23 protein-coding genes are annotated in these 21,491 nt (G+C 63.4%); 16 read left to right on the top strand and 7 right to left on the bottom strand.

Annotated features, from left to right (window positions below):
* Positions 1–73: 73 nt before the first annotated feature.
* The 8 genes from NKI10_RS10075 to NKI10_RS10110 all read left to right on the top strand — a co-directional run bounded on the left by NKI10_RS10075 (position 74) and on the right by NKI10_RS10110 (position 7,885).
* On the top strand, positions 74–601 hold the full coding sequence (locus NKI10_RS10075; protein ID WP_023739380.1) for a flavin reductase: 528 nt from the start codon (positions 74–76) through the stop codon (positions 599–601).
* Positions 598–1,527: an AAA family ATPase gene (locus NKI10_RS10080; protein WP_023700847.1), complete on the top strand. Its 930-nt coding sequence runs from the start codon at positions 598–600 to the stop codon at positions 1,525–1,527. The genes NKI10_RS10075 and NKI10_RS10080 overlap by 4 nt, the downstream gene beginning before the upstream one ends.
* Before the next feature lie 4 nt (positions 1,528–1,531).
* A complete protein-coding gene (locus tag NKI10_RS10085) occupies positions 1,532–2,797 on the top strand; it encodes a vWA domain-containing protein (protein WP_352859732.1) in 1,266 nt (421 codons plus the stop codon).
* A 58-nt stretch (positions 2,798–2,855) separates the two neighbouring features.
* The gene (locus NKI10_RS10090; protein ID WP_023734542.1) at positions 2,856–3,194 is read left to right on the top strand and encodes an XdhC family protein; all 339 of its coding nucleotides are present in this window, start codon (positions 2,856–2,858) and stop codon (positions 3,192–3,194) included.
* A 2-nt stretch (positions 3,195–3,196) separates the two neighbouring features.
* Complete coding sequence (locus tag NKI10_RS10095) at positions 3,197–3,901, top strand: XdhC family protein (RefSeq protein WP_023745984.1); 705 nt, start codon at positions 3,197–3,199, stop codon at positions 3,899–3,901.
* The gene (locus NKI10_RS10100) at positions 3,898–5,508 is read left to right on the top strand and encodes an NTP transferase domain-containing protein (protein WP_023743121.1); all 1,611 of its coding nucleotides are present in this window, start codon (positions 3,898–3,900) and stop codon (positions 5,506–5,508) included. The genes NKI10_RS10095 and NKI10_RS10100 overlap by 4 nt, the downstream gene beginning before the upstream one ends.
* 185 nt (positions 5,509–5,693) lie before the next feature.
* Positions 5,694–6,605: an alpha/beta hydrolase gene (locus tag NKI10_RS10105; RefSeq protein ID WP_245271017.1), complete on the top strand. Its 912-nt coding sequence runs from the start codon at positions 5,694–5,696 to the stop codon at positions 6,603–6,605.
* A 74-nt stretch (positions 6,606–6,679) separates the two neighbouring features.
* Positions 6,680–7,885 (top strand): epoxide hydrolase family protein, encoded by a 1,206-nt coding sequence (locus NKI10_RS10110; RefSeq protein WP_245271016.1) that lies wholly within the window; start codon positions 6,680–6,682, stop codon positions 7,883–7,885.
* Positions 7,886–7,921: 36 nt separating this feature from the next.
* Here NKI10_RS10110 and NKI10_RS10115 read toward each other — a convergent pair whose 3' ends face one another.
* A complete protein-coding gene (locus NKI10_RS10115) occupies positions 7,922–8,995 on the bottom strand; it encodes a DUF1176 domain-containing protein (RefSeq protein WP_352859736.1) in 1,074 nt (357 codons plus the stop codon).
* A 125-nt stretch (positions 8,996–9,120) separates the two neighbouring features.
* On the opposite strand from NKI10_RS10115, the gene NKI10_RS10120 reads away from it, so the two are divergent.
* On the top strand, positions 9,121–9,627 hold the full coding sequence (locus tag NKI10_RS10120; protein ID WP_352859738.1) for a DUF1993 domain-containing protein: 507 nt from the start codon (positions 9,121–9,123) through the stop codon (positions 9,625–9,627).
* 112 nt (positions 9,628–9,739) lie between these two features.
* Here NKI10_RS10120 and NKI10_RS10125 read toward each other — a convergent pair whose 3' ends face one another.
* Positions 9,740–9,898 carry a hypothetical protein gene (locus NKI10_RS10125; protein ID WP_352859740.1) on the bottom strand — a complete coding sequence of 53 codons (159 nt, stop codon included), beginning with the start codon at positions 9,896–9,898 and terminating at the stop codon, positions 9,740–9,742.
* A gap of 352 nt (positions 9,899–10,250) precedes the next feature.
* Between NKI10_RS10125 and NKI10_RS10130 the strand changes: the two genes are divergently transcribed.
* From NKI10_RS10130 to NKI10_RS10140, 3 genes are all read left to right on the top strand, one after another.
* Entirely contained in the window at positions 10,251–10,775 is a 525-nt protein-coding gene (locus NKI10_RS10130) for a hypothetical protein (RefSeq protein ID WP_352859742.1), read from the top strand.
* A 118-nt stretch (positions 10,776–10,893) separates the two neighbouring features.
* Positions 10,894–11,961: an aldo/keto reductase gene (locus NKI10_RS10135; protein ID WP_352859744.1), complete on the top strand. Its 1,068-nt coding sequence runs from the start codon at positions 10,894–10,896 to the stop codon at positions 11,959–11,961.
* Between the two features lie 52 nt (positions 11,962–12,013).
* Entirely contained in the window at positions 12,014–13,276 is a 1,263-nt protein-coding gene (locus NKI10_RS10140; protein WP_352859746.1) for a cysteine desulfurase-like protein, read from the top strand.
* A gap of 4 nt (positions 13,277–13,280) precedes the next feature.
* Here the strand turns inward: NKI10_RS10140 and NKI10_RS10145 are convergent, their stop codons facing one another.
* The 5 genes from NKI10_RS10145 to NKI10_RS10165 all read right to left on the bottom strand — a co-directional run bounded on the left by NKI10_RS10145 (position 13,281) and on the right by NKI10_RS10165 (position 18,977).
* Entirely contained in the window at positions 13,281–14,309 is a 1,029-nt protein-coding gene (locus tag NKI10_RS10145; protein WP_352859747.1) for a histone deacetylase family protein, read from the bottom strand.
* Positions 14,306–14,809 (bottom strand): GNAT family N-acetyltransferase, encoded by a 504-nt coding sequence (locus NKI10_RS10150; RefSeq protein WP_031196820.1) that lies wholly within the window; start codon positions 14,807–14,809, stop codon positions 14,306–14,308. Before NKI10_RS10150 ends, NKI10_RS10145 begins: the two co-directional genes overlap by 4 nt.
* A 209-nt stretch (positions 14,810–15,018) precedes the next feature.
* A complete protein-coding gene (gene kce, locus NKI10_RS10155; RefSeq protein WP_352859750.1) occupies positions 15,019–15,948 on the bottom strand; it encodes a 3,5-dioxohexanoate:acetyl-CoA acetone transferase in 930 nt (309 codons plus the stop codon).
* 10 nt (positions 15,949–15,958) lie between these two features.
* Positions 15,959–17,332, bottom strand: a complete 1,374-nt coding sequence (locus tag NKI10_RS10160; protein ID WP_352802688.1) for an aminotransferase family protein — start codon at positions 17,330–17,332, stop codon at positions 15,959–15,961.
* A 1-nt stretch (position 17,333) separates the two neighbouring features.
* A complete protein-coding gene (locus NKI10_RS10165; RefSeq protein WP_352859753.1) occupies positions 17,334–18,977 on the bottom strand; it encodes a N,N-dimethylformamidase beta subunit family domain-containing protein in 1,644 nt (547 codons plus the stop codon).
* Positions 18,978–19,146: 169 nt separating this feature from the next.
* Between NKI10_RS10165 and NKI10_RS10170 the strand changes: the two genes are divergently transcribed.
* The 4 genes from NKI10_RS10170 (at position 19,147) to NKI10_RS10185 (ending at position 21,361) form a co-directional block, all read left to right on the top strand.
* Positions 19,147–19,395 (top strand): ParB N-terminal domain-containing protein, encoded by a 249-nt coding sequence (locus NKI10_RS10170; protein WP_352859755.1) that lies wholly within the window; start codon positions 19,147–19,149, stop codon positions 19,393–19,395.
* 115 nt (positions 19,396–19,510) lie between these two features.
* On the top strand, positions 19,511–20,467 hold the full coding sequence (locus tag NKI10_RS10175; RefSeq protein ID WP_023756447.1) for an alpha/beta fold hydrolase: 957 nt from the start codon (positions 19,511–19,513) through the stop codon (positions 20,465–20,467).
* Positions 20,468–20,654: 187 nt separating this feature from the next.
* Positions 20,655–21,053, top strand: coding sequence for a GFA family protein (locus NKI10_RS10180; protein WP_023743108.1), 399 nt, complete (start codon positions 20,655–20,657; stop codon positions 21,051–21,053).
* 116 nt (positions 21,054–21,169) lie between these two features.
* Positions 21,170–21,361 (top strand): hypothetical protein, encoded by a 192-nt coding sequence (locus NKI10_RS10185; protein ID WP_023669058.1) that lies wholly within the window; start codon positions 21,170–21,172, stop codon positions 21,359–21,361.
* Positions 21,362–21,491 lie beyond the last annotated feature (130 nt).

The raw sequence follows: 21,491 nt of genomic DNA on the forward strand, positions 1-21,491 counted from the left end.
CAACCACTTCGCTTGTGGCCTATTGTGTGCCGCCATATATAACGCTTGGGTTCCCGCTTATGGAAAATTATCGGTGTTGAAGTTGAACGACATAGGGCCTCAGGCCTATCGCGACGCGATGGCGCATTTTGCCGGCCACGTCCATGTGGTGACCACCGACGGGCCCGCCGGCAAACGCGGCACGACGGTGATTGCCGCCTGTTCGGTGTCGGACACGCCGCCGACGGTTCTCGTCTGTCTCAACCGCGAGAATGCCAAGAACGAGCTGTTCATGCAAAACGGCCGGTTTGCGCTGAACACGCTGGCTTCGCACCAGCAGCCCCTATCGGTGGCGTTTTCAGGCCTGACCGGGCTGTCGGCCGATGAGCGTTTCGGGCTTGGCGAGTGGGATGTCATATCGACGGGCGCGCCTACCCTGAAGGGCGCTCTTGCGGTTTTCGACTGCGAATTGATCGACACCAAGGATCTCGCCACCCATCGTGTGCTTTTTGGCAAGGTGACAGGCCTGCGCATGGGCGATAATTTGCGGCCGCTGATCTACCACGCCCGCGACTACCACGTGCTGCAGAGCGGAGCAGAGGCGGCAACGGAGAAAGAATGACCGAGCTGAAACCGCGCCCCGCGCCGCGGACGATCGACGAAACGCTCGATCTCCTGACCGGCGCGGACTACGTCGCGGACCGCTCGCTGGCAACGGTGCTGTTCCTGTCCCTGCGCATGCAGCGGCCGCTGTTCCTTGAAGGGGAGGCCGGCGTCGGCAAGACCGAGATCGCCAAGGTGCTGGCGCAGGCACTCGGCCGCCGGCTGATCCGCCTGCAATGCTATGAAGGGCTCGACGTCTCGTCCGCTGTCTATGAGTGGAATTACGCCGCGCAGATGATAGAGATCCGCATGGAGGAGGCGGCAGGCTCGGTCGACCGCTCCGACATGGAGCGCAATGTCTTTTCCGAAAAATACCTGATCCGCCGCCCGGTGCTCGATGCGCTGACCGGTAAGGCGGGTGCGGCCCCGGTGTTCCTGATCGACGAGCTCGACCGCACCGACGAAGCCTTCGAGGCGTTCCTGCTCGAAATCCTGTCCGATTTCCAGGTGACGGTGCCCGAGCTTGGCACGATCAAGGCGGAGGAGCCGCCGATCGTCATCATCACCACCAACCGCACCCGCGAAATCCACGACGCGCTGAAGCGGCGCTGCCTCTATCACTGGGTCGACTATCCCAATGCCGAGCGCGAGCTGGAGATCGTGCGCCGCAAGGTGCCGCAGGCCAACAGCCGACTTTCCGCGGAAGTGGTGTCGTTCATCCAGAAGCTGCGCCGGGTCGAGCTGTTCAAGGCGCCGGGTGTCGCCGAAACCATCGACTGGGCCGGCGCGCTGACCGAACTCGACAAGGTGGCGCTCGATCCCGAAACCGTCTCCGACACGATCGGCGTTTTGTTGAAATACCAGGACGACATTGCCCGCATCGGCGCGGGCGAGGGCCGGCGCATCCTCGATGAGGTCAAGGCCGAACTGGCGGCGGCGGAGTAGGGCAGTGAAGGCGCCGGGTGCTTACCCCAAAGAGACCGACCCCAGAGAGGCGACGGAAGACGGGCGCATCGCCGACAACATCGTCTATTTCGCCCGCACCTTGCGCAAATCCGGCATGCGGGTCGGGCCGGCTTCGGTCAAGGATGGGATCGAGGCGGTGCTGGCAGCCGGCATCGGTTCGCGCGACGATTTCTACTGGACGCTGCATGCCGTGCTGGTGTCGCGGCACGAGGATCACCCTGTTTTCGACGAAGCCTTCCGGCTGTTCTGGAAATCGCGCGAGCTGATCGAGAAACTTCTGGCGATGTTCTCGCCGGTGGCGCCCGACACCAGGGAGAAGCAAAAGCCGCGCACGGCAGAAAACCGCGTCAGCCAGGCCATGTTCGAAGGCCACGAGAAGAATCGGCCGGTCAGGGAAATCCCGGAGATTGAAGTCGACGCCCGGCTAACCTTCTCCGGGAATGAAGTGCTGCGCGGCAAGGACTTTGCCCAGATGAATGCCGACGAGATGGCAGACGCCAAGAAGGCGATTGCCCGGCTGCGGCTGCCGTTCGACATGGTCCGTACCCGACGCTTCAAGGCAGACCTGCATGGCCGCCGTATCGATCCACGCGCCATGATGCGCTCGGCCGCGCGCACCGGCGGCGAACTGATCCTGCCGAAATTCCGCTCAGCCCGCGAAGTGCATCCGCCGCTGGTGGTTCTCGCCGATATCTCCGGTTCGATGAGCCAGTACACGCGCATCTTCCTGCACTTTCTGCATGCGCTGACCGAAAAACGGCGGCGCGTGCACACCTTCGTCTTCGGCACGCGGCTGACCAATCTCACGCGGCAGATGCGCCATCGCGACCCCGATGCCGCCCTTGCCGACTGCTCGGCGGCGGTGAAGGACTGGTCGGGCGGCACCCGCATCGGCGATACGCTGGCGGTGTTCAACAAGCACTGGTCACGCCGCGTGCTCGGGCAGGGTGCGGTGGTGCTGCTGATCACCGACGGGCTGGAGCGCGACGATGTCGCCGGCCTGTCGGAGGAGATGGATCGCCTGCACAAATCCTGCCGGCGGCTGATCTGGCTGAATCCCCTATTGCGCTTCGACGGTTTCGAGGCCCGCGCCCGCGGCGTCAGAGCGATGCTGCCTCATGTCGACGAGTTCCGCTCGGTACACAATCTCGATGCGCTGGCCGACCTCTGCGCCTCGCTGGACAAGAAATCCGCCGCTTCGGTCGATCCGCGTCGCTGGCTGGACGCTGGTGTCAGGCGCGCCGCATAGCCATATTGGATTCCGAAAACAGGCTCCCAGAGAAAAACAGACTTTGAGGCAAGCGATCATGGACAACAGCATCTATCTCGATGAGGCCCGCGACCCCTTGATCATCGCGGAAGGCTGGATGAAGGACGGCAAGGATGTCGCCATCGCCACTGTGGTCGAGACCTGGGGTTCGGCGCCGAGGCCGGTCGGCAGTCATCTGGTCATCGACGCCGAAGGCAATTTCCACGGCTCGGTCTCGGGCGGCTGCGTCGAGGGCGCCGTGGTAAGCGAGGCGATCGACGTCATCGACAGCGGCAAGGCCAAAATGCTGGAGTTCGGCGTTGCCGACGAAACCGCCTGGCAGGTCGGCCTGTCCTGCGGCGGCCGCATCAAGGTCTATGTGGAGCGGCTCGGTTAGGCATGGATCCCTACGCTCTCAAAACGCTCAATGCCGAACGCCGGGCCCGCCGCGCCGCGATCCTGGTCACCGATCTCGGCGACGGCCGCGACCGCATCGTGCGCGAAGGCGACCAGGTTGCCGGCGATCTCGGGCAAGCGATCGCCAAGGCATTTCGCACCGGCAATTCCGGTTCGGTCGAGGCTGAAGGGCGCACCTTCTTCCTCAACGCGCATTTGCCGCAGCCGCGCCTGGTGGTAGTCGGCGCCGTCCATATCAGTCAGGCGCTGGCGCCGATGGCCAGGATCGCCGGCTATCCCCTGGAGATCGTCGATCCGCGCACCGCCTTCGCCACCCCGGACCGTTTTCCCGATGTAGCACTCCATGCCGAATGGCCGGAGGATGTGCTGAAACGCCAGCCGCTCGACAGCTATACGGCGCTCGCCGCCGTAACCCATGATCCGAAGATCGACGATTTCGCACTGAAGGCCGCGCTCGACGCCAACTGTTTCTATGTCGGCGCACTCGGCAGCCGCAAAACACACGCCAGGCGCGTCGAGCGCCTGCTGGCGCTCGGCGCCAGCGCCGACCAGATCGCCCGCATCCACGCACCGATCGGTATCGACATTGGCGCGGCGAGCCCGGCCGAGATCGCCGTCGCCATCCTGGCGCAGACGATCCACGCCTTTCGCTCGCGCGGGCTGGAATCGAAAGGCGCTGCGGCGTGAGATTCGGTCCGGTTCCAATCGACAAGGCGCAAGGCGCGGTGCTGGCGCATGCCACGACGGCGGGCGAGCGGCGTTTCCGCAAGGCGCACAGGCTGAGCACGCAGGACGTGGCGGTGCTGAAGGCGGCCGGCATTACCGAGATCGTCGTGGCGGTGCTTGCCGCCGATGACCTCAGCGAGGATGCGGCGGCCGAAAAGATTGCTGCCAGCATGGCCCACCGCAACATAGAGGCAAAACCGGCCGCGACCGGCCGCGTCAACCTCCATGCCAAGGCCGCCGGTCTCTTCACCGTCGATGCCGCCATGATCGACGCCATCAATGCGGTCGACCCGACCATCACCATCGCCACGCTGGCGCAGCACGCGCCGGTTGAGCAGGGCCAGATGGTGGCGACGGTCAAGATCATCCCGTTCGCCGTTGCCTCGGCCCTTGTCGATGCGGTGACAAAGATCTGCGCCGGCGGCGAGATCTTCGCCGTCAACGCCTACCATCCGGTGCGCATCGGCGTCATCCAGACGGTGCTGCCCGGCATCAAGGCGAGCGTGCTCGACAAGACGCTACGCGTCACCGAAGCGCGGCTGGCACGCTCCGGCGGCCGGCTGACGACGGAGCGCCGCACGCCGCACGAAATTGCGCCCGTCGCCGAGGCCGCCGCCGCGCTGGCGCGCGACAACGACATGGTGGTGATCTTCGGCGCCTCGGCGATGAGCGATTTCAACGATGTCGTTCCGGCGGCGATCGAGGCAGCAGGTGGCACGGTGATCCGCGCGGGCATGCCCGTCGATCCCGGCAATCTGCTGGTGCTGGGCACGCTCGACGGCAAGCGCGTCATCGGCGCGCCCGGTTGCGCCCGCAGCCCCAAGGAGAACGGTTTCGATTGGGTGCTCGACAGGCTGATCGCCGGTCTCGACGTCACCGCCAAGGACATCGCCGGCATGGGCGTTGGCGGCCTCTTGATGGAAATCCCGACCCGGCCGCAGCCGCGCGAGCCGCTGCCGGCGAGAGCCGGGCTGAAGGTCGAGATCGTGCTTCTGGCCGCCGGTCGCTCCAGCCGCATGGGCGGGCCGAACAAGCTTCTGGCGCTGTTCGACGGCAAACCGCTGGTGCGCCGGACAGTCGAGCGCGCACTGGCCTCGAAGGCAACCAGCACCGTTGTCGTCACCGGCCACCAGCGTGAGCGGGTGCACCAAGCCTTGACCGGCCTCGACGTGATCTTCGCCGACAATCCGGATTTTGCCGACGGCCTTTCCTCGTCTCTAAAAGCCGGCATTGCCCGCGTTGGAGCCGAGGCGGCCGGCGCCATGATCGTCCTCGGCGACATGCCGGGTATCTCATCGGCCGATCTCGACCGGTTGATCGAGGCCTTCCGTAGGGACGGCGGCCGCTCAGTGGTGCGTGCCGCCCATGACGGCCGCCGCGGCAATCCGGTGCTGCTGCCACGCGCGCTGTTTGGAGGCATCGCTCACCTCGAGGGCGACACCGGCGCCCGCCATCTGGTCGAGGCCGAGGGACTGGATGTCATCGACGTCGAGATCGGCGACGGCGCGGCGATCGATGTCGACACCCGCGAGGCGCTGGAAGACGCCGGCGGCGTGCTGCAGGATTGACAAAGCGAAGCCGAAAAACGCATGCCTTTAGCATGGCTCTCTCTTTACTTGCCTCAGCGCTTCTACCCCCCTCTGGCCTGCCGGCCATCTCCCCCTCAAGGGGGGAGATCAGCAGCCTCGATGGCGGCGTCTATCCTGCAGCTTTGAAGATTGGCGGAAGGCGGCGTGATATCCAATCTCCCCCCTTGAGGGGGAGATGGCCGGCAGGCCAGAGGGGGGCGGCCGCGCTCCATAGCCTTCTGATTTCGCTCTTTTTCCTGTTCTCTGCCGCTCACGCCGACGCGCTCGAACTAAAACCCTACAAGGATGACCTCTTCGCCTATCCGGCGACGCTCTCGTCCACGGACAAAGGCGCCTACACCGTCATCGACTATCGCGAGATGCGCGACATCAACGACCGCGACGAGGTGCCGGAAAAGCGCGTGCAGGCTAAGTATACCGACACCGGCGTGCGCAAGGTGCAGCGGGATTTGATGCTGAAAACCGATGCCGGCGATGTCAGGCATGTCGCCGTAGGCAAGACCGAAGGCGCCGGTATCATCGTGCTTTACCTGCACGGGCAGGGCGGCAGCCGCAAGCAGGGCGTCGACGACTTCACCTTCGGCGGCAACTTCAACCGAATCAAGAACCTGATGGCCGGCAATGGCGGCCTCTATCTCTCACCCGATTTCACCGATTTCGGCGACAAGGGCGCGGCCCAGGTCGCGGCGCTGATCGGCCACTATGCCGAGGCCTCGCCGGACGCGAAAATCTTCGTCGCCTGCGGCTCGATGGGTGGTGCGCTGTGCTGGAAGCTGGCCGGCCGCAACGATACGGGACGGCGCATCAACGGGCTGCTGCTGCTCGGCTCGCTATGGGATGACAGTTTCCTGTCGAGCCCGGCCTACAGGCGCCATGTGCCGGTGTTCTTCGGCCAAGGCAGCAAGGATCCGGTCTTTCCCGTGGAGAAGCAGGAGGCCTTCTTCCGCTCGATCACTGCGAACTCGAAAGCCTATCCAACCCGGTTCGTCCGGTTCGAGACCGGCACACACGGCACGCCGATCCGCATGGTCGACTGGCGCCAAACGCTGAACTGGATGCTGTCGAAGGCGCCCTGAGGCATATCGCCCAGAGGTGCCCCTTGGTTTTGGCAATCATGGTTCGGCCGATATCCTCTTAGGTGTAGGCTGATATGATCCAACAGATCGGAAGCACAGCGATGGACGCCCACCCCTTCAAGATCCAAATTCCGAACGAACAACTTGAAGATCTCCAGCGCCGGCTTAGCGCAACAAGATGGCCAATTCCGCTAAGCGAAGCGGGCTGGAGCGATGGGGCCGAGCTGCCGTTCATCAAGCGCCTTGCGGATTACTGGCGAGACCGCTTCGACTGGAGAGTGCAAGAGGCGCGGCTGAACCGGCTGCCGCAATATCTGACGAGGCTGAACAACCTAGATGTCCACTTTGTCCACCAGCCAGGCAACGGACCGGCGCCGCTGCCGCTGATCATAACGCATGGCTGGCCCGGCTCGTTCATCGAAATGGAACACGTCATTCCATTGCTGGCAGACCCAGCTGCCCATAGTGGTGACCCGGCCGACGCTTTCCACGTGGTAGTTCCCTCCTTGCCCGGATACGGCTTTTCCCAGGCGCCGACGGAACCAGGCTTCCATTCCGGCCGCATCGCGGAGTTATGGGTACAGTTGATGCGCGGGCTCGGCTACGACCGCTTCGCTTCCCAAGGAGGCGACATCGGCGCGGGCGTTTCCGCCTGGATGGCACGGCTCCATTCCGAAAGCGTGCTTGGCGTCCACGTCAATTACATTCCCGGGAGCTATCGGCCACCCTTGGGTGCAGGTCTGCCACCTGTCACCGTTGAGGAGCAGGCCTTTCTGGAAAAGGCCGCGGCCTGGACGGCAACGGAGGGCGCCTATGCCCATCTGCAGGGCACGAAGCCTCAGACGCTTGCTTATGCTCTGACAGACTCGCCGATCGGTCTCGCAGCCTGGATGATCGAGAAGTTCCGTAGCTGGAGCGATTGCGACGGTGACGTGGAGCGCACCTTCGGCATGGACACGCTCCTTACGGATGTTTCTCTCTATTGGTTCAGCAACGCGCTCACCTCGTCCTTGCGACTCTACAAGGAGAATCGACTGTTCCCTCTTGCGTTCGAGACGCTGGAACGCGTTTCGCCGCCATTTGGGGTAGCGCTTTTCCCTCGCGAGTTGCCGATGCCGCCTCGATCCTGGGTGGCGCGGGTCTTTGACGTTCAGCGATGGACATCGATGCCGCGAGGCGGCCATTTCGCTGCGCTGGAGGAACCGAGTCTTCTGGTCGAGGACATTCGCGCCTTCTTCCGGCCGATGCGTTCGCGGCCTGAAACGAGAAGGCGAATGTGAAGGACTGCTTGAGCGCGGCGGTTCCTGCTAAGACCCCTACGGCGCGGTGTTGTAGTCGACCACCGTCTGCGGGTTCTCCTCGCCATCGTAAGACGCGTCCACATCATATTGGACGAGGGAGAAATCGCCGTTACGGAACAGGTATATCCCCTTGTCCGAGGCGTCGCCGATGCCGCGCCATTTGTTGAACGTGGTCAGCGTCTTGGCTTCTTCGTCATATTCGGAATTGGCCGCCCAGCCGGTTGTGCGGAAGCCGATGATATCCATGCCCAGCAGTTTGCCGTCGCTGTCATTGTTCTCGTAACGGATATCCATTTCGGGCTCGGTGAACTGCAACTGCCGCACGCCCGATACTTCGTCGGTCATGTAGTAGACCGAACTTGCGTTATAGGCTGCCGCTTGGCAGTAGAACTCGAAAAGCCGCGTTTCCTTGTCGGGATCGCTGGCAGCCGCGTCCTTTGCCTTGTATTTGATCGAAAAGATGTTCGGCTCCTCGCCGAGAAATTGCTTGTCACACTGATCGCCATAATCGGCGGCGAACAGTTTCTTCACCTGCTCGAGTGCGGTGTCCTTCTTCGGCGGCGGCGGCCCGTCACCACAGCTTGGCGGCAGCGCCCCCTCGAAATCGGCCTTGGATGGCTTCAGCGCGCCCTTGTCGATAAAGATCGGTCGGAACGGCGGGGCCTGGATCTGAGCGCCGGCCTGGCGCAGCGTGTAGCAGCCGGCGAAGACTGCTTCCTTGCCGTCCTTGTCGGTGGCGCGGATGGCCACCGGGACACTGTAATAGATGCTGCCGGCGGCACCTTCATCGGAAATGGCGCCGGTTTCCACGTCGACCTTGTCGGTGCCGTCATAGCCCTTGACGAAAGTGTCGAAATCCTTTGCCGGCTTGGTATCGCCGTAGTAAGCCCAGGCGCGGGCGAATTCGTGCCGGTTGATGGCACTGTAGAGCGAGCGGATGACGGCTGCGGCGTCCGACCTGTCATCGACGTAAGGGGCTTGGTCATCGGCTGCCTGATCACCGGCTGCTTGTTCATCGTCGGCGAACACAGCCTGGCCGGATGCGGCAAGGGAGCAAAAGGCGGCCGCTGCCAGAAAGACGCGTCTCATCGGAGAATCTCCACCACGAAGGAGTCTATCATAGAGATTGCGGCGACGTGGTGACGCTTGAAAAATCGCCTGGGAAGGCGCTACGTCCCGCCGGTCGGCGCTTCAGCCGCAATGGAGATTTGAACGTGACACTATCGATGTACGAGGCCTCGGTGCCGGTGTTTTCGGCTAGGCTGAAGGCGCTGTCCGGCGTGCTGACGGCGGCCGAACAGAATGCAACTGAACGCAAGATCGACCCGCAGGTGTTTTTGACCGCAAGGCTGGCGCCGGACATGTACGCGCTGGTCAGGCAGGTGCAGGTCGCCACCGACCACGCCAAGGGCGCGCCGTCGCGGCTGGCCGGCCGCGAGGTGCCGAAATACGAAGACAATGAAGCGACCTTCGCCGAGGTTCAGGCGCGCCTGACCAAGACGCTCGATCTGCTGGCGTCATTCTCGGCTGCCGAATTCGATGGTTCGGATGAAAGGGTCGTCGAGCTGAAGTTTGGCCAGCGCGAGGCCTCGATGCCCGGCATGCAGTATCTGCTGCACGTCGCCATGCCCAACTTCTATTTCCACGTCACCACCGCCTACGACATCCTGCGCCACAATGGCGTGCCGCTGACCAAGGGTGCCTATCTCGGTAATCGTTGAAGAATTCGGCGTTGCGAGGTTTCCCGGTCGCTGCCGGGAAACCTCGTATGGCGCTGGTTCAGCGCCCAGGCCCTAATCAGCGCCCAGGCCTTAATCAACGCCCAGGCCTTAATCAACGCAATGACATTTCGCGCGCGATGCGTGGGAAATCGGCCGGTTTGACGCCGATGTCGGCGCGGTCGGCATTGCTCATCGAATGAAGCATTGCAGAGCGGTAACGCTGATGCTCCTGCGGACGCGGACGAGCAAACATTTCAGTGAAGAACCCCATGATTCGGCCCCTTGTTGATCCTCCACGATGCCGAATATAGGAAAATTATGAAGATTGTGCAGTGCAGCATTTGCATGGCAGCCATGCCATGCAAATTTTTTTCGGCACAATTGGCCCATTTGCTGAAACTTTTAGCTGGTGCCGACCGTATGCATAGACGCTGGCACATGGCCGGCTTTTCCTCGCCACTCCTGGCGAATATCCGGACTGCATGCAAATGCAGTCCGGCTTTTTGTTGAGCTTCCCGCACCATCAGCCGGTCCGCGCAAGCCTGGCGAACGCCTAAACTCGTTAAGATCAGTGGCATTCATTTTTAACGAGCCGGTTCTATGGTGCGACCGGCTCTGTTCGCATGTGCACGCTTAAACGAGGGGAGGCTGACATCGGCGCCAAGCGGGATTTCGCTTCCTTGCTCGACGATCTGTTCGTTGCCTCCGACAAGGAGGAGGCGGGCGAGGAGACAGGCGCGCGGCCGTCGATCCCGTTCGACTATCTCTCCGTGGCCGACGAGCTTCATTCCGGCCGCATCAAGGTCTCCGGCGAAACCTTTGCCGCCGAGTATCGCGAGGCGGGGTCCGATCTCGCCGCAGAATTTGCGGCCCTTCTCGATCATGCCAAGCTGGCGCTGGCCGGCGAGGAGGCAAAGCCCGAGGAAAAGCTTCCGCCGATCGATCCTGACGCGATCGCCGTCGAACTCGGCCTCGATCATCCCGTCAAGAGCGCCGATCTCGGCCGCATGCGCCGCAGCTTTGCCTTCGCCAATCATCCCGACCGCGTCGCGCCGCATCTGCGCCAGCGCGCCATGATCCGCATGCAGATCGCCAACATGCTGATCGACGAGGCCAAGCGGCGCGCTGTCGCCGGCGCAAGGCGCTAACTTTCTCTCCTTCACGCAAAAGTCGGGTCCCTGAGGGTTGGAGAGCGGCGCCGCTTTCCCTATAGATGCGGCTTCCTTCCCGCGTAGCCGCGCAAAATTTCCCGCCGGAGAAAATTCCATGCACAAACGCCGTCTCGGTCGGACCGACCTTCTTGTTACCCAGATCTGCTTGGGGTCGATGACCTGGGGCGAGCAGAACACCGAGGCCGATGGCCACGCGCAGATGGATCTGGCTTTTGAGCGCGGCGTGAATTTCATCGACACCGCCGAGCTCTACCCGATCCCGCCCAAGGCCGAGACGCAGGGGCGCACGGAAAAGATCATCGGCAGCTGGATGAAGGCCAACGGCAATCGCGAAAAGGTTATCCTGGCCTCGAAAGTGGTCGGCCGCACCGCCAACAGCTGGTTTCGTGGCGACCGTCCGTCGAAACTGGTGCGCGCCGACATCTTTGACGCCATCGACAAATCGCTGGCCAAGCTCGGCACCGACTATCTAGATCTCTACCATATTCATTGGCCGGAGCGCGACATCCCCTGGGGCGCCAACCCGACCCGCGTCGGTGCTGTGCCGCGCCGTGCCGATGCCGTTGGCGCGCCGGCCGGCGAGACGCCGATCGCCGAGACACTCGCCGTCTTCGAGGAGCTGGTGAAGGCGGGAAAGATCCGCCATGTCGGCCTGTCGAACGAAAGCTCCTGGGGCGTCATGCGCTTCATCGCCGAGGCCGACAAGGGCGTCGGCCCGCGCATCGTTTCGCTGCAGAACGCCTACAATCTGGTCAACCGTACGTTCGAGGTGAACCTGGCCGAAGTCTGCGGGCGCGAGGATGTCGGCTTTCTCGCCTATTCGCCGCTGGCGCAGGGCTATCTCACCGGCAAATACGACCACGGCGCACGGCCGCAGGGTTCGCGCTCGCAGCTGTTCAACCGCGGCCAGCGCTACGAGACGCCGAATGCGGCGGAGGCGCAGCTCGCATACAACGAACTGGCGCGTTCCTTCGGCCTTGAACCGGCGCTGTTTGCCAACGCCTATGTCGCCAGCCGGCCTTTCGTCACGTCCAGCATCATCGGCGCGACGACGATTGCCCAGCTTGAGATGGCGCTGTCGTCAGCCGACGTGACCTGGACCGACGAGATGCAGAAGGGCGTGGATGCGATCCACCAGCGCGTCGGCAATCCGTGCCCATAAGCAGACCGTTTGGCCGGGATTGCCGAGCAAAGACAAGGGGAAGGGGACAGCCATGGATTTTCCGATCGAGACCGTCAGGGGAAAATTTCCGGCGCTGGACCTGACCGACAAGGGCCGCCGGCGCATCTATCTCGACAATCCGGCCGGCACGCAGGTGCCGCAAGCGGTTGCCGACGCGGTGGCGCGCTGCCTCCTCACCACCAACGCCAATCTCGGCGGCTATTTCGAAACCACGCTTGCCGCGCAAAAGGTGTTCGACGACGCCCATGAGGCGATGGCCGATTTCCTGGGTGCAGCGAGCGCTGAGGAAATCATCATCGGCGCCAATATGACGACGCTGACCTATCACATGTCGCGCACGCTCGGCCGCGGCTTCAAGCCGGGCGACGAGATCATCGTCACCCGCATGGATCATGAGGGCAATGTCTCGCCCTGGCTGCAACTGGCCGAAGATCTTGGCCTCTTGGTGCGCTTCCTGCCTTTCGACGAGAACAGCTGGCAGGTCGAGGAGGCGGCGCTCAGCGCTCTGCTTACCGACAGGACAAAACTCGTTGCGCTGAACTATGCCTCGAACCTCACCGGCTCGATCAATCGGGTGAAAGCGCTGACGGCCATCGCCAAACAGGCCGGCGCGGTGGTCTATGTCGACGCCGTGCAGTTCGCGCCGCATGGGCTGGTCGACGTGCAGGACCTCGGCTGCGACTTCCTGGTTTGCTCTGCCTACAAGTTCTTCGGCCCGCACATGGGCATTCTTTGGGGCCGCCGCGACATCATCGATGCGCTGAAACCCTACAAATGCCGTTGCTCGTCCAATGGCCTGCCGGAGCGCTTCGAACTCGGTACGCCGCAGATCGAACTGATGGCCGGACTTACCGCAGCGGTCGATTACTTCGCCGAACTCGGTGCTGCAGCCGGCGAGGGCGGTTCGCGAAGGCAAAAGATCGCAAAGGCATACGAAGTGTCGATCGCCTACGAAAACCCGCTGGCGCTGAGGCTGATCGATGGGCTGTCCGCCATTGAGGGCCTGACCATCCGCGGCATCACCGATCAGAAGCGTGTCATTGAGCGCGTGCCGACCGTGTCCTTCACCGTCGACGGCATCGTGCCAGAGACGATCGTGCGGCAGATGAATGCCGAGAACATTTTTCTATGGTCGGGTCACAACTACGCCTGGGAGATCGTCCACCATCTCGGCATTCCGGCCGAGCAGGGAGTCGTGCGCATCGGTATTGCGCACTACAACACGGCGGCAGAGATCGACGAGACGTTGGAAAGCGTGCACCGGGTGATCGCCATGCTGAGGCAGCAGCGCTAGTCCGCTATCGCTGTTTGCCGCCGAAACCGGTGAGGAACGCCGTGAGATTGTCGCCGAGCGCGTCGCAGAGATAGCCGCCTTCCTGGACGATAACCGTCGGCAGGCCAAGCTTGGCAATTGCCTCGCCGATCCGCGAGAAACCGGGCGTGGTCACCGAAAGCCCGCCGAACGGATCGCCCTCGAACGCATCGAGACCGAGCGCCACGACCAGCGCGTCCGGCGAAAAGGCGCGGATACGCTGGAACGCCACTTCGAGGGCCTCCAGAAACGCCGCGTCGGCTGATTTGCGCGGCAATGGCAGGTTGAAATTATAGCCGAGGCCCGGACCTTCGCCGCGCTCATCGGCATGGCCCCAGAAGAACGGATAGAAGCGCACCGGATCGGCGTGCAGCGACACCGTCAGGACGTCGGAACGCGTATAAAAGATGCCTTGCGTGCCGTTGCCGTGATGCAGGTCGACATCGAGGATCACCACCCGCACTGCCTGCTTTCGCAACACCTGGGCCGCGACCGCTGAATTGTTGATGAAGCAGAAGCCGCCGGCGACATCGGCAAAGGCATGATGGCCGGGCGGCCGGCAGAGCGCATAAGCGGCAGGCGCGCCCGATATCACCGCTTCGGCTGCCTCGACTGCACTCCAGGCGCTCCACAGCGCGCTCTGCCAGGTTTCGGCCGAGATCGGGCAAGCGGTGTCGGCCATGTGGTAGCCGGCCTGGCCGACCGCCGAGGCCGGATAGGACCCTGTGCGGGCCAGTGGATGGATGTTGGGGATGACTTCCGCGGATGCGCCCTCGATGCGCTGCCAGCGCGCAAAAATGTGTTCGAGGAAGGCGAGATACTCCGGCGTATGCACGGCCGCCACCGGGCCTAGGCCATGTTCCCTGGGCCGCTCGATCATCAATCCGGCGGATTTTGCGCCGGCTAACAATCGCTCTACCCGCTCCGGCTGTTCGGGATTGGGCTGCGGCGCACCGCTGGACAGAAAGGCCTTCGGGTCGTGGCGTTTCTGCTCCTCGGCAAAGAAGGCTTTCATTCCGCGTCCCCATCCTGCGCTGCATCGGCAAAGGCGAAAAAGGCATCGCCAACAATCTTCTGCGTCTGCTCGTAGCTCGACCAGGCGATGCCCAGCCGCTCATAAAAAGCCTTGGCGCCGTCATTGTCGGTGTCGACGGACAGCCTGAGATAGGCGCCGCCATCCCGGCGGCAGTCGCGCGCGACCCGGCGCAGCAGTCTTTCGCCGATCTTGCGGCCGCGAAACCGGTCCTCGACATAGAGGTCCTGGATATAGACGCCGGGCCGCCCCATCCATGTCGAGAAGATCGGGAAATGCAGGCAGAGCCCCGCAAAATCGCCGCCGATCTCGGCGATCAGGGTGGAGAAGGCGGGTTTGTCGCCAAAGCCGTAGCGGCGGAGATCGTCGGCAGTGGACGTGATCTCCTGATGCGCGCCGATATGGGTGCCGAGCTTGAGCAGCGCGGCATGGATGGTGTCGACGTCGTCGATGGTGCCGGGGCGGAGGGTGACTGTACTCACGATAGGCAAGGCGCCCAGGCACCCCCCTCTGTCCTGCCGGACATCTCACCCTCAAGGGGGGAGATTGGCAGCTTTGGCGCTGCCATCCATTTTGCAACGATTGAGATTGGCGAAGGCCGCAGTGACATCCGATCTCCCCCCTTGAGGGGGAGATGGCCGGCAGGCCGGAGGGGGGTGTGCCAGAACGCCATCATCGCAGATCAATCATCTCAAAACGCCACCCTATCGCCACCCTTCAGCGCCAGCATCTCGCGCGCCTCGGTCGGCGTTGCGACTTCCAGCGACAACCCGTCGAGAATGGCGCGTATCCTGCGCACCTGATCGGCATTGGATTTCGCCAATTGCCGTCCATCGTAGAGACTGTCCTCCAGCCCGACGCGGACATTGCCGCCCATCGCCGCCGCGATCGAGATCAGGGGCATCTGATGGCGGCCGGCGGCGAGCACCGAGAACTGGTAGCTGTCGCCGAACAGCTTGTCGGCGATGCGCTTCATATGGATGAGATTGTCGGGATCGGCGCCGATGCCGCCGAGAATGCCGAGCACGAACTGGATGAACAGCGGCCCCGACACCAGCCCGCGGTCGCGAAAATGCGCCAGCGAATAGAGATGGCCGACATCGTAGCATTCGAACTCAAAGCGCGTGCCGCAGCCCTTGCCGAGCTTTTCGAGCACGCCTCCCATATCGGCAAAGGTGTTCTTGAAGATGGTGTCGCGCGTGGCTTCGAGCAGCTTTGGTTCCCACTCGTGCTGCCACTCCCTTGGCTTGTCGAGCATCGGGAACAGCGCGAAATTCATCGAGCCCATGTTGAGCGAGCACATTTCCGGCTCGGCCCGCAGTGGTGCCGCCAGCCGCTGGTCGAGCGTCATCAGCGACGAACCGCCGGTGGTGATGTTGATCACCGCATCGGTCGCTTGCTTGATGCGCGGCAGGAACTGCATGAACACCTCAGGATCGGCGGTCGGCCGGCCGTCTTTGGGATCGCGGGCGTGGAGATGCAGGATTGAGGCGCCAGCCTCGGCCGCCGCGATGGCGTCGGTCGCGATCTGGTCCGGCGTCACCGGCAGATAGGGCGACATGGACGGGGTGTGCACCGAGCCAGTGACCGCGCAGGTGATGATGACTTTCCTCGGCGCCATTCTTTAGCCCTCAGCCTTCGACCGGCAGGTCGAGTTCGGCGGCCAGAACTTCCAGCGAATCGCCGATGATGGAAATGATCTCGCCGACCTCTTCAGCCGTGACGATCATCGGCGGCGCCACCATGAAATTGTCGCTGTCGACACCGCCCTTGACCCTGCGGCCGTAGATGATCAGCCCGCGCTCGTAGGCGAGGTCGAGCAGGCGCTGCGTGGCTTTCTTGCCCTGTTCGATCGGCCGTAGAGTTTCGGGATCGGCAACCATCTCGGCGCCGGTGAGCAGGCCTTTGCCTCGGACATCGGCGATGAACGGAAAACGCTTCGCCAGCCCTTTCAGCCCGTCCATCAGCACGTCGCCCATCGCGGCGGCATTGGCGATCAGGTCGAGGCGGTCCATCTCGCCGAGCACGGCGAGCCCGGCCGCGCAGGCGAGCGGATTGCCAGCGTAGGTGTGGCCATGCTGGAAGCCGCCCGACGCCAGCAGCGGCTCGACCAGCCGCATCGGGGCGGCCAGCGCGCCGAGCGGCGCATAGCCGGAGCCAAGCCCCTTCGACAGCGCGACGATGTCGGGCTTGCAGTTCCAATGGTCGCCGCCAAGGAATTTTCCGGTGCGGCCGGCGCCGCTCATCACTTCATCATGGATGAGCAGGATGCCGTAGCGGTCGCAGATCTCGCGGATACGCGGATAATAGCTGTCCGGTGCGACGAGGGCCGAAGTCGCCGCACCGCCGATCGGCTCCATGATGAAGGCGAGCACGCTGTCCGGGCCCTCGGCCTGGATCTTCTCCTCCAGCATGTCGGCATAGCGGACGCCGCGCTGCTCCATCGAAAGATTGTCGCGGTCGCGCCATGCCGTCGGCGCCGGCACGGTCGGCATCACCCGCATCATCGGTGTGAACGTTTCGGCCAGCGCATCGTCGCCGGTTATCGAAAGCGAACCCAGCGTGCCGCCATGATAGGAGGGAAAACGCGTGATAACCTTCCAGCGCTTCGGCTGGCCGGTCGCGACCGCCCATTGCCGCGCCAGCTTGATGCAGGATTCCGTCGCCTCCGAACCGCCGGAGACGAAGAAGATTCGGTCCATGCCCTCCGGCAGTTTGCCGGCGAGTTCCCGCGCCAGTTCTTCCGCCGGTTCGTTCTCGAAATGAAGTCGGTAGGCGAAGGTGGCGCGGTCCATCTGCCGCTTCATGGCGTCGAGCACGTTGCGGTTGGAATGGCCGATATTGGCGACCATCGGCCCGCTCGATCCATCGATGAAGCGGCGGCCGTCCTGCGTCCACATATAAATGCCTTCGGCGCGGTCGATCAGCGGCCGCCGCAGGCTGGAGAGGTAGAACAGGTGCGATGGCGCGCGCGCTTCTGAACCGGCGGAGGAGGGCTTCTGCATGTCAGGTCTTTCCGAGGTAGCGATCGATTACATTCCTGGTCACGCGCTCGACCATCGGATCCTGCCTGAGCAGGCCAGCCACCCATTCGCAGCTTCCGGCGTGGAAAACCTCGCCCTTGCCGCGCGGGAAATTGACGATCATGCCGTTGCCGCGTTTGACCTTTTCCAGATTGGCGTCGGTCGCCTCGCCAAACAGCGTTTCGGCCGTAAAGCGGCCATCCTCGTTGGTGAGAAACTGGTCCTCGATCGGGATGTCGGCGCTTTCCTCGACCTGGCTCGCCATGCCGACGGCCAGCACCTGCAGCCCGTCAGGCGCACCGCTGTCCGGTGTCGGATAGGGCAGGCCGCCGCGGATCTCGAAATCGAGCCCGTCGACCTCATAGCCATAGACATGGCTGTCAGCGCCGAGCAGGTCGCCATAGTACATGCCGGTGCCGGCAAAGGCCCAGTGCTCGGGCCGATAGACCGGAAAGCCGCGCACGCCGCGCGGTGCGCATCCGCCCCAGCCGGCATAGACGCCGCGCGTCGCGTTGAGGCCGAACGTCATTGCGCCGGGACGACCGATCTCAGGCGCTTCCCAGGAGTTGGTGGCGCGGGTGACGTCGCCGCCTCGGAAGTAGGCTGGGTCTTCGGCGCGCGCCCGGTATTTGTAGCAGACCTGCCGCCGGCCTTCGTCCTCGAGCCTGGTCTGCCACATGAAATTGCCGGCAAAGCGCGCCGCACGACCGCCGCGCTCGACGTAGCTGTCGACGGCGTCCCGCATCTCCCAGGTCCAGTACTCGTCATGGCCGACGAAGACCACGCAGTCGTAGCCGTCGAGGATCTCGGGCGAGAAGTGCAAATCGTGCTGGCTGGCGAGATCGACGCCATAGCCGGCGCGCTCGGCAAAGCGGAAGAAGTGGCTGTCATAGCTCGCCCAGCCGGAGGAGGTGTATTTCTTCGAATGTCCGGTGGCGTACGCCCATTCCATGTGCGGATAGCGCGGCACTGTTTTCGGCGGCACCGCAACCTCCAGCGGCACGCGCGGCGCATCCTTGGGCAGCACCACGAAGCCGCGGCACCAGGGCCGCTGGGTCGACACCATGCGCGCATATTGGTCGCGGCCCGGGCCGGTGATGCCTTGATAGGCGTTGGAGCCGCCCCATGTGTTGTAGGACAGCCAGGTGCCGGTCCCCGCCACCTGCAGCACGCGACCGGGCTTTTTGCCGGGCAGGGGCGCGACGATGATGAGGTGGTGGCAGTGGATCGGCTTGCCATCGCCGCCGTCCGCCGTCAGCGTTAGCCGGTAGGCGCCGGACGGCCAATCCTTGCCGATGCTGAATTGAAACGACGCCTCCCAGCCGCAGCCCTCGACCGAGCACTGGTCCGGCGTATCCTGCCAGCGCGCCGAAAGCCCCGTTTGCTCGAAGACTTTTGTCTCGCTGCCGCCGTCGCGGACAATGACAATGCTGAAGCGCGGCACTGTCGAACTGACATGCAGCGTCACGGTATCGCCGGCGCGGTAGGAAAAGCGGTTGGAATAACACCAGATCTCGCCGCGCTCGCCGTCCATTCCTGGCCATTCATAGTAATGGCCGCGCACTGCCTCGCGGCGCTGCTCGGGCGTCAGTCCGAAATCGGGAAATTCGGTCGGCAGTTGGGTCATGAACACCGGAAAAGTGACAGGCCGCCATTTCGGCCATCTGCCGGCCAAGCGTCAAATGGAAACGATCGGGCCAGCAATTGCATACGACACAATTGCTTGGCCGCTCTTGGCCGCACCTGGCAAACCGACTATCTCAGGCGAGGCGGCATTTTCCGCCTCGGGAGCCGGTATGCTGAGAGTGCAGAAGGTCAAGGTCGACGAAATCTACGTGCCGACGGCGCGCAAGAGGACGCTGCATCCCGAAACGGTCCGGCATCTGGCCGAAGACATACTGGAAAACGGCATGAAGACGCCGATCCAGGTTCGCCATGACGGCAAGCGCCACATCCTGGTCGAGGGCCTGCACCGGCTGGAAGCCGCCAAATGGCTCGGCGAGACCGAGATCGACGCCTATCTGGTGCAAGCCAAGCGCCACTGAGGCGCGCGACCGATCGACAACAGCCAAACCGATCATTCTTCCGCGGATTTTTTCGCAGGGCATGTCGGCACGCGGCGTGCTCGCTCGTCCTTGGGGGGAACCTGAGGAGACCGACATGTCCAGACGAATCTATTTCGCCATTCTTGCCTCGGTCGCTGCCTTGTTTGCAGCGCCCGGCCCAGCCAATGCAGAGGAGACCAAGCCCGCCATGACCACCGAGGCAACAGCCATGCCGAAGCCGGAAAAGTCCGGCCTGCTGCCGATCGACGGCCTGAATTACTACTATGCCGTCTATGGCAAGGGCGAACCGCTGCTTCTGCTGCATGGCGGCCTTGGCACGTCGGACATGTTCGCGCCGCTGCTGCCGAAGCTGGCGGAAAACCGCACCATCATTGCCGTCGACCTGCAGGGCCATGGCCGCACCGCGCTCGGCGAGCGACCCTTCAGCCTGGAGGGGATGGGCGACGACATGGCTGGTATCGTCAAGGCGCTCGGCTATGACAAGGTCGACGTGCTTGGCTATTCGCTGGGCGGCGGCGTCGCCTTCCGTATGGCCGTTCAGCATCCCGAGACGGTGCGCCGGCTGGTCCTGGTCTCGACCGGCTTCGCCGCCAATGGCTTCTATGACGAGATGCGCGGCCAGCAGGCGCAGGTGAGCGCGGCCGCCGCCGATTTCATGAAGGACACGCCGATGTACAAATCCTACGTCGCCGTCGCCCCACGTCCCGACGATTTCCCCAAACTGCTCGACGCGCTGGGCAATTTCATGCGCAAGGATTACGACTATTCCGCCGATGTGGCGAAGCTGAAGATGCCAGTTATGCTGGCCTATGGCGACAGCGACATGTACAAGCCCGAGCACGAGATCAGGTTCTACCAGATGATCGGCGGCGGGCTGAAGGATGCCGGCTGGATGCGTGAGAACCTGTCGCAGAACCGGCTGGCCATCATTCCCAATCGCACCCACTACGACGTCTTCTTCGCACCGGAGCTGACGGCAGCGGCACTGCCCTTCCTCAATGGCGAAACCAAGGTGAAGACCTGGGACGAAGTCCTCAGCGAAACGAAATAGCTTGCCTGAAAATATATGCCGGCCGTCTCGAAGAGGCGGTCGGCTTTTTTGTGCCTGCGAAGCTACGGAGCCTTGGCGCAGCCATTGGTCCTATCGGCGCAATCGATGGCGCCATCAGGGCTTTTCAATTGACCGAAAGGTACCTGTCGATATCATCAAGAGACCTTCAGTGTGATGGGTTCGAATGATGACGAAATACCAGGGCGGATGCCATTGCGGGGCAGTGCGCTACGGCACCGAGGCGGCGCCGCTCAACCAGCGCGTCTGCCACTGCCGGCGCTGCCAGAAGGTCATAGGCGCGGCCTTCAACGCCCGCCTTTTGTTTCGCATCGACGATGTCACGGTCGAGGGGCAGGTGGCGACGGTCAACACCTCTCCGGACCTCAAGCGCGGCTTTTGCGCCGCTTGCGGCACCACGCTGTTTTCCCGACGCGACTCCGCCGGCATCGTCGGCATCACCACCGGCTCGCTCGACGATCCCTCGCTGTTCAAGCCGGAAATGCATATGTGGACCGCCTCGAAGCAGCCCTGGCTGCAACTCGATGACGGCCTGCCGCACCATGAAGGCGCGCCGCCTCCGAACTGACGCCGGCCTTACCGGAAATTAATCCCGAAACCACGACATAGCCGGCAAAGCGTCATTGGCGGGCCATGATTGCCTGCCTATCTATCGTCTGCGGGCCGGTATCGAGGAGACGACCGATGAGCGACAGAATCAGCACCCTGGACGAGCTTTTGAGCGACCCGATGGTCCTCCTCGTCATGGAGCGTGACCGCGTGCGCCCCGAACAGGTTCGCCTGCTGCTCGAACGTGCCCGCCGCCCGGCCGCCGACGCCGTGCCACCGGCGCATGTGGTGGCGAAAAGCTGCATGCAGCAATGGCTGGGAAGGTAAGGGCTTCCCCTTCTCCCCTTGTGGGAGAAGGTGAGCGAAGCTCGGTCGGATGAGGGGTGTTCCAGGGAACGCCAACGCCTCACTCCGCTGGAACACCCCTCATCCGTCTCGGCGCTACGCGCCGATCCAC

The sequence above is a fragment of the Mesorhizobium sp. M0802 genome, assembly GCF_040320115.1.
Classification (GTDB): domain Bacteria; phylum Pseudomonadota; class Alphaproteobacteria; order Rhizobiales; family Rhizobiaceae; genus Mesorhizobium.